General features: G+C 74.8%; 9 protein-coding genes. 2 read left to right on the top strand and 7 right to left on the bottom strand.

The window, feature by feature from the left end:
• Positions 1 to 84 precede the first annotated feature (84 nt).
• From rocD to ACIPW5_RS29990, 7 genes are all read right to left on the bottom strand, one after another.
• Positions 85 to 1,320 (bottom strand): ornithine--oxo-acid transaminase, encoded by a 1,236-nt coding sequence (rocD, locus tag ACIPW5_RS30020; protein WP_401251476.1) that lies wholly within the window; start codon positions 1,318 to 1,320, stop codon positions 85 to 87.
• Positions 1,317 to 2,120: a dimethylargininase gene (gene ddaH / locus ACIPW5_RS30015; RefSeq protein WP_401251474.1), complete on the bottom strand. Its 804-nt coding sequence runs from the start codon at positions 2,118 to 2,120 to the stop codon at positions 1,317 to 1,319. The genes rocD and ddaH overlap by 4 nt, the downstream gene beginning before the upstream one ends.
• Before the next feature lie 176 nt (positions 2,121 to 2,296).
• Positions 2,297 to 2,824: an Lrp/AsnC family transcriptional regulator gene (locus tag ACIPW5_RS30010; RefSeq protein ID WP_401251471.1), complete on the bottom strand. Its 528-nt coding sequence runs from the start codon at positions 2,822 to 2,824 to the stop codon at positions 2,297 to 2,299.
• Positions 2,825 to 2,951: 127 nt separating this feature from the next.
• A complete protein-coding gene (locus ACIPW5_RS30005) occupies positions 2,952 to 3,482 on the bottom strand; it encodes a hypothetical protein (RefSeq protein ID WP_401251468.1) in 531 nt (176 codons plus the stop codon).
• Positions 3,483 to 3,521: 39 nt separating this feature from the next.
• Complete coding sequence (locus tag ACIPW5_RS30000) at positions 3,522 to 4,301, bottom strand: YqjF family protein (protein ID WP_401251465.1); 780 nt, start codon at positions 4,299 to 4,301, stop codon at positions 3,522 to 3,524.
• A gap of 50 nt (positions 4,302 to 4,351) precedes the next feature.
• The gene (locus tag ACIPW5_RS29995; protein WP_401251462.1) at positions 4,352 to 4,909 is read right to left on the bottom strand and encodes a TetR/AcrR family transcriptional regulator; all 558 of its coding nucleotides are present in this window, start codon (positions 4,907 to 4,909) and stop codon (positions 4,352 to 4,354) included.
• 5 nt (positions 4,910 to 4,914) lie between these two features.
• Positions 4,915 to 5,277 carry a DUF1304 domain-containing protein gene (locus ACIPW5_RS29990; protein WP_401251460.1) on the bottom strand — a complete coding sequence of 121 codons (363 nt, stop codon included), beginning with the start codon at positions 5,275 to 5,277 and terminating at the stop codon, positions 4,915 to 4,917.
• A 171-nt stretch (positions 5,278 to 5,448) separates the two neighbouring features.
• Between ACIPW5_RS29990 and ACIPW5_RS29985 the strand changes: the two genes are divergently transcribed.
• A complete protein-coding gene (locus ACIPW5_RS29985; RefSeq protein ID WP_401251458.1) occupies positions 5,449 to 6,156 on the top strand; it encodes an AAA family ATPase in 708 nt (235 codons plus the stop codon).
• Entirely contained in the window at positions 6,153 to 6,650 is a 498-nt protein-coding gene (locus ACIPW5_RS29980; protein WP_401251455.1) for a hypothetical protein, read from the top strand. The genes ACIPW5_RS29985 and ACIPW5_RS29980 overlap by 4 nt, the downstream gene beginning before the upstream one ends.
• Positions 6,651 to 6,698: the final 48 nt, after the last annotated feature.

The raw sequence follows: 6,698 nt of genomic DNA, 5'->3' as shown, positions 1-6,698 counted from the left end.
TACTGGACGTACTTGGGCTTTCGCCCGGTGCGGCGAGAGTGCGTGCCGGGCGCCGCGGGGCAGGCGGGACTTTGCGGACACCCCCTAGGCCAGGACCTTCCGCAGGGCGGCGAGCGCGGTGCCCAGTTCGTCCTCCGTGATGGTCAGCGGCGGAGCCAGCCGGATCGTGGAGCCGTGGGTGTCCTTGACCAGTACGCCTTCGGCGAGCAGCCGTTCGCTGATCTGCCGGCCCGTGCCGAGCGCCGGGTCGATGTCCACCCCCGCCCACAGGCCGCGGGCCCGGTAGGCCGTGACGGCGCCGGCCCGGCCGATCTCGGCGAGCTCCCGGTCGAGCACGGCTCCCAGCTCTGCGGCGCGCCGCTGGTACTCACCGGTGGCCAGCAGGTCCACGACCGCCGAACCGACGGCCGCCGACAGGGGATTGCCGCCGAACGTCGACCCGTGCTCACCCGGCCGCAGCACGCCGAGCACCTCGCGGCGCGCGACGACGGCGGAGACCGGGACGATCCCGCCGCCCAGGGCCTTGCCCAGGAGGACGACGTCCGGCACGACCGATTCGTGGTCGACGGCCAGGGTGCGGCCCGTCCGCCCCAGGCCCGACTGGATCTCGTCGGCGATGAAGAGGCACCCCGCCCGCCGGGTCAGTTCCCGGACCCCGGTGAGGTATCCGTCGTCGGGGATGACGACCCCGGCCTCGCCCTGGATCGGCTCGATCAGCACGGCCGCCGTCGTCTCGTCCACGGCCGCCTCCAGCGCGGCCAGGTCGTTGTAGGGCACGACGCGGAAGCCGGGGGTGAAGGGGCCGAAGCCGTCGCGCGCCGTCGCATCGGTGGAGAAGCTCACGATCGTCGTCGTACGGCCGTGGAAGTTGCCGTCCGCCACGACGATCGTCGCCCGGTCGGCCGGGACGCCCTTGACCTCGTACGCCCACTTGCGGGCCACCTTGACGGCGCTCTCCACGGCCTCGGCGCCCGTGTTCATCGGCAGCACCATGTCGAGGCCGGTCAGCTCGGCGAGGCGCTCGGCGAAGCCGGCCAGCCGGTCGCTGTGGAAGGCGCGCGAGGTGAGCGTGACCCGGTCGAGCTGGCGGTGTGCGGCATCGATCAGGGCGGGGTGGCGGTGCCCGAAGTTCAGGGCCGAGTAGCCGGCCAGCAGGTCGAGGTAGCGGCGGCCCTCGACGTCCTCCACCCAGCTGCCCTCCGCACGTGCCACGACCACGGGCAGCGGGTGGTAGTTGTGCGCGAGCACCGGTGCCTCGGCACCGATCAGCTGGGCCGAGGAGCGGGCCTCGACGGAGGAGGCGGGAACGGTGGTGGTCATGAGCGGATCTCCAGGGTGCAGCACTTGATTCCCCCGCCGGACTTGCGGAACTCCGACAGGTCGACGGGGACGGGGACGTAGCCGCGGCCGGCGAGCTGGTCGACGAGGCCGTGGGCCTGCGGGGCGACGAAGACGTTGCGGCCGTCGGACACGGAGTTGAGGCCGAAGGACAGGGCGTCCTCCTCGGTGGCGATCACCGCCCGCGGGTAGAGCCGCCGCAGCACCTCGCGGCTGCCGGGGGAGAACGCCGCCGGGTAGTACGCGACGTTCCCCCCGCCGCTCCCGTCGGCCTCGCCGTCCTCCTCGCCGAGGAAGAAGAGCGCGGTGTCCAGGTGGTAGAAGCGGGGGTCGACCAGTTCGAGGCCGATCACCGGCCTGCCCAGGAACTCCTGCACCTCGCGGTGCGCGGCCCGCTCGGTGCGGAAGCCGGTGCCCGCGAGCACGAACCGGCCCGCGGGTACGAGGTCCCCCTCGCCCTCGCAGACCGCCCCGGCGCGCTGGACCTCGTACCCGGCCGCCTTGAACCAGGCCTCGTACTCGGCGGCCTCCGGGCGGCGTTCGGGCGCGTGGAAGGACGACCCGAAGACCAGGCCGTCCGACACCAGGGCCGCGTTCGCCGCGAACACCATGTCCGGCAGGCCCTCCACGGGGGCGACCGTCTCGACCGTGTGGCCGTGGCCGCGGTACGCCTCGACCAGGGCCCGCCACTGGGTACGGGCCAGCTCCGGATCGACCGGTGCGTCGACGTCCATCCACGGGTTGATGGCGTAGCGCACGTCGAAGTACCGGGGCTCGCACATCAGATAGCGCCTGGGGCGCCCACGACGGCCGAGCGGGCTGTGTCCTGCGGGCACAGAGGTTCCTCCGTTTCCTGCGGTGACGACTGGGGAGTGCCCCCACCGTAGGAAGCGGCAGGTCAGCGCGACAAGAACGAACCGCTGCGCGTCCACGCAGGAATCCTGCGCGTCGAGGCTCCTCAGAGCAGGTTTGCTGCGCCGTCCGCGGCCCGTGCCGCCGGTCCGGCCGGCGCGGACGCGCTGGCCCCCGCCTCGGGGCTCTCCGGCAGCAGGTGCGACAGCACCATGTAGCTGATCGTCTTGCGGATGAACGGCTCGCTGCGGATCCGCTCCAGCACCTCCTCGAAGTGCTCCACGTCCGTCGCCCTGACGTGCAGCAGCGCGTCGGCCGCGCCGGTCACCGTCATCGCCGCCGCGATCTCCGGGTACTTGCGCGCGACTTCGGCGAGGCGCCGGGGAGGTGCCGCGCTGTCGCAGTACACCTCGATGTACGCCTCGGTGCGCCAGCCCAGCGCGGCCGGCCGGACCGTGGCCCGGAACCCCGTGATCACATCGGCCTTGCGCAGCCGGTCCACGCGCCGCTTGACGGCGGTGGCCGACAGGCCGACGGCCGCCCCGATCTCCGCGAAACTCGCCCGGGCGTTGTCCATCAGGGTCGCGACGATCCGCCGGTCGAGTTCGTCGAAGGGCGTGGACTTGGTGCTCATGGCAGGTGGTCTCCTCCTCGTGCCGTCCCGGACGGGGGACGTACGCGCCCACTCTGCCGGACCCGCCGCGCGCCGCGGGAAACGGCGGCCGGTGACACGGGGCGGGCGGCGCGCGGCCGGCGGTGCCTCAGTGCCCGGCGGAGGCCTTCACCAGGGCCACGGCCAGCCCGATCGCGGCGTCCAGGGCCCCGGCCAGCAGGGCGGCGACGGCGCCGCCGCCCATCCGCACGCCGCCGTACCAGCCCCAGGCGAAGAGGCCGGTCACGCTCACGGCCGCCGCCGCGAGCAGGGCCGTGTCGACGCTCATCACGCCCAGCGCGGCGGAGCCGACCAGCACCAGCGGGCCGACGGCGGACAGCAGCAGCGGGCTGCTCACCGACAGCATCCCGCGCAGCTCGCGCCCCGTCGCGAGCCGGCCGTGCACCACCCGGTGCGCCTGCTGGTCGGCCACGATCGCCGCCAGCCACAGCCCGACCGCGGTGGTGCCCAGCGCCGCGGCCGCGCCCGCCGGGGTCACGTGCCCGGCGGTCCGCAGTCCGATGACCACCGAGATGATCGTGATCGTCGCGTAGATGCGTTCCTTGAGCCGGGCGGCCTCGAAGCGCGGGTCGCCCGACGCGGCCCCGTGGTCGGCCCCGGCAGCGCTGTCGTGATCCATGGGGGCACCCTAGATCAGGATGGTTTGATACGAGATGCCCTACAAGGGCGTCACGGGGCGTCGTCCCGCCCGCGGTGGCGGCCCGAACCGTACCGGGACGCCGGGGGAGTAGAGCACGCTGGCGGGCGGCCCGGCCGGGGCGGGCAGGCCCGCGGCGGCGACCAGCGCCTCGTCGCAGTGGAGGAGCTCGGCGCGGTGCAGCGGCCAACGCGGATGGCTGTTCGGGAGGTACAGCGACCGGCCGAAGAAGGCGGTGTGCATGCCCCAGCGGGCGGTCAGGAAGTGCTCCAGGGCGGTCGGCTCCGCGACCTGCCCGCCGATCCGCACGCTGATCCGGCTGTGCGCGCCGCGCGGTCCGGGCAGGCGCCGGCGGCTGGTGTACGTGACGGTGCCCGCACTGCCGTGGCGGACCGTCATGCGCGACCAGACGTACGGGAGGCGGAACAGGGCCCGCCCGAGGACCACCGGGATCAGCCGGGAGGCGTCGAGGGAGCGGAACACCACCCCGCGGCGGCCGTGCCGGTCGACCGAGTAGAGGCGGACGTTGGTCTCCGGGAAGGAGCCGAGGTAGGGGACGCCGGGAAGGCGGAACCAGCCGACCTCGTGCATCCGGAACGCCACCAGGCCGACGTACGTGACCCCGTCGAGGGTGTCCGGCACGGTGCCGGGCGGCAGCAGCAGGGCGACGTCGGCGGGGTCCGCGGCCCAGTGCAGGAAGGCCAGGTCCAGCCAGGACTGGGTGAGGAGGGGGCGGTCGGCCGTGTGCGGCGGGTCGGCCGATATCGGCTCCGGGGCGGCAGCGGGCGGGGACGGCGGCATCGTGCCAGTATCCCCGACCGGCGCACGCCTGCCCGGGCGGTGACGCCGGCTCAGGACAGGGGCGTGCGGTGCAGGCCGATCAGCAGCCGCCAGACCCGCCCGGCGATCTCGGCGGGCGTCGCCTCGATGGTGCCGTGGAGCCAGTCGGCGAGGACCCCGGTGAAGGTCGCGGCAACCGCCGAGGCGACCAGCTCCGGCTCCGGGCCCCCGGCCAGTGCCCGCTCGCTGCGGCTGCGCTCCCGCAGGTCCCGGTGGAGGACCAGGCCCAGCGGCCCGCCACCGCCCGGCCGGAGCAGCTCGCGGTAGAGCGGGCCGTGCCGGGGGAGGCCCTCGAAGAATCCGAGCAGGGCGGGCGGCGGGCTCGCCGGATCGGGGACGCCGCGCCAGGCGTGCAGGGCGTCCACCGCCTCGCGGACGATCCCGGCGCAGGCGTCCACGGCGAGGGCCTCCAGGTCGGCGTAGTGGAGGTAGAACGTGGCCCGGCCGACCCCGGCCCGGCGGGCCAGGGCGGCGACACCGACCTTGTCCAGCGGGCCGTTCGCGCACTCCTCCAGCAGGGCCTCGCGGAGCCTGGCCCGGGTCCGCTCGGTACGCGGGTCCTCCGGCACGCCCGTCACCCGGCCAGCAGGACGGCGCCGAGGGCCAGCGCACCGGGCAGGGCCTGGGCGAGGAGGATCCGCCGGTTGGCGGTGACGGCGCCGTAGACCCCGGCCACCACCACGCACGCCAGGAAGAAGACCCGGACCCGGAAGCCCGTCGGGTCCGCGGCGACCAGGCCCCAGACCAGGCCCGCCGCCAGGAAGCCGTTGTAGAGCCCCTGGTTCGCGGCGAGGGGCGCGGTGGCGCGGGCGAGCTCCGCGTCGAACCCGGAGAGCTTCCGCCCGGGCGGGCGCTCCCACAGGAACATCTCCAGCACCAGGAAGTACACGTGCAGCGCGGCCACCAGGCCCACCAGCACCGTCGCGGTCGTACCCATCCGTGTCCCCAGCCTCTCCTCGACATCACCTGGACAGATGTCCAGAATATCTGGACACCTGTCCAGTAAGTCAACCCCGGGTGCGGGGTGCGCGCCCCGCCCCGGAAGGCCCCGCCGCGGACTCGGGTAGCCTCGGGTTCTCCCCGGACCCCTCCGAACGGCACATCACCCGTGAGCGCACCCCTCAGCACCGAAGACCCGACGGAACGGGCCCGGGAGCCCGGAGCGGTCACCGGGCACCGGGGCGGCGCGGGCCGGAGCCGCCGCATACCCCCTCAGGGGGTCGTCGACCTCCGCGGCCGGGACGACGGGCACGTCCGGCTCTCCTACCCGCCCAACGCGGCCGTCGTCGTCGCCGGACTCCCCGGCAGCGGCAAGAGCACCCTGCTGCGCGCATGGTCGCCCGCGGCCGCGGTCGTCGACCCCCGCGCCACCCGCACGGCCTACGAGGCGCGCATGCCCGCCTGGCTCCCCTACGCGGTGTACCGGCCGTGGGCGCGACTGGGCCACATGCGGTGGACGCGTTCCCAGATGCGCCTCGGCCACCCCCTCCTGATACACGACTGCGGCTCCAGGGCGTGGATGCGCCGCTGGCTCGCGTACACGGCCCGCCGCGGCAGGCGCCCCCTGCACATGGTCGTGCTCGACGTCGGCCCCCGGGAGGCGCTGTCCGGCCAGCGCGCCCGGCGGAGGCTGGCCTCCCCCCGGGTCTTCGGAGTCCACCGGCGCGGCCTCGCGCAGCTGTTGGCGCGCCTCGCGCACGACGGCCTGCCGGAGGGCCGGGGTATCAGCTCCGTGGTCCTGCTCGACCTCCGCCAGCGCGACCGCGGCGCGGCCTCGGTCGACTTCGAAGACCACCCCGGCAGGATCCCGTCATGAAGTCCACCGGGATCCTCGCGGAGTTGGAAGCGCGGATGGCCGAGCTCTGCACGCCGGCGCGGGTGTTCGTGGCGGCCGGGCGGTTCACCGAACCGGACCCCGACCTGCCGGAACTGGCCGCCAGGATCCGTGTCCTGCTGGCCGGGGCCGTGGCCGACGAGGCCTGGCGGCGCTACTGCCCCGGGTACGTCCCCCCGCCCGTCCCGGGCCTCTGCGCCGCCCTGGAACCGCTGGAGCCCCACGAGGCCGCCGGCTTCCTGGCCCGGCTGGCCGGCGTCGACCTGCTCTGGCCGTCGCACCTCCACCTGCCCGCGGAGGCCGCGGTGCGTGCGGCGTCCCGGGCCGTGTCCCTGCTCGGACCGGAGGGCAGCTGGTGGACCAACCACGACGCGGCGTGCGGCGCGGTCAACGGCCTCACCCCGGTCTGCGACAGCCTGCTCGCCGGGACGGACGGCGAGCACTACGCACTGGCCCTCCAGCTCGCCGACGACTGAGCGGCCCCGCGGAGGACGCTCCCGAACGGCGCCGCACCGCGGAACGCC

It is taken from the genome of Streptomyces sp. NPDC090077 (genome assembly GCF_044747545.1).
Lineage (GTDB): Bacteria > Actinomycetota > Actinomycetes > Streptomycetales > Streptomycetaceae > Streptomyces.
Note: the sequence above shows the minus strand (reverse complement) of the source record. Positions and strands in the feature narration are given on the sequence as shown.

What these genes read in the sequence shown, in the direction of transcription:
- rocD (WP_401251476.1), bottom strand. Translation starts at nt 1,320, where the DNA reads ATGACCACCACCGTTCCCGCCTCCTCCGTCGAGGCCCGCTCCTCGGCC.
- ddaH (WP_401251474.1), bottom strand. Translation starts at nt 2,120, where the DNA reads ATGTGCGAGCCCCGGTACTTCGACGTGCGCTACGCCATCAACCCGTGG.
- ACIPW5_RS30010 (WP_401251471.1), bottom strand. Translation starts at nt 2,824, where the DNA reads ATGAGCACCAAGTCCACGCCCTTCGACGAACTCGACCGGCGGATCGTC.
- ACIPW5_RS30005 (WP_401251468.1), bottom strand. Translation starts at nt 3,482, where the DNA reads ATGGATCACGACAGCGCTGCCGGGGCCGACCACGGGGCCGCGTCGGGC.
- ACIPW5_RS30000 (WP_401251465.1), bottom strand. Translation starts at nt 4,301, where the DNA reads ATGCCGCCGTCCCCGCCCGCTGCCGCCCCGGAGCCGATATCGGCCGAC.
- ACIPW5_RS29990 (WP_401251460.1), bottom strand. Translation starts at nt 5,277, where the DNA reads ATGGGTACGACCGCGACGGTGCTGGTGGGCCTGGTGGCCGCGCTGCAC.
- ACIPW5_RS29980 (WP_401251455.1), top strand. Translation starts at nt 6,153, where the DNA reads ATGAAGTCCACCGGGATCCTCGCGGAGTTGGAAGCGCGGATGGCCGAG.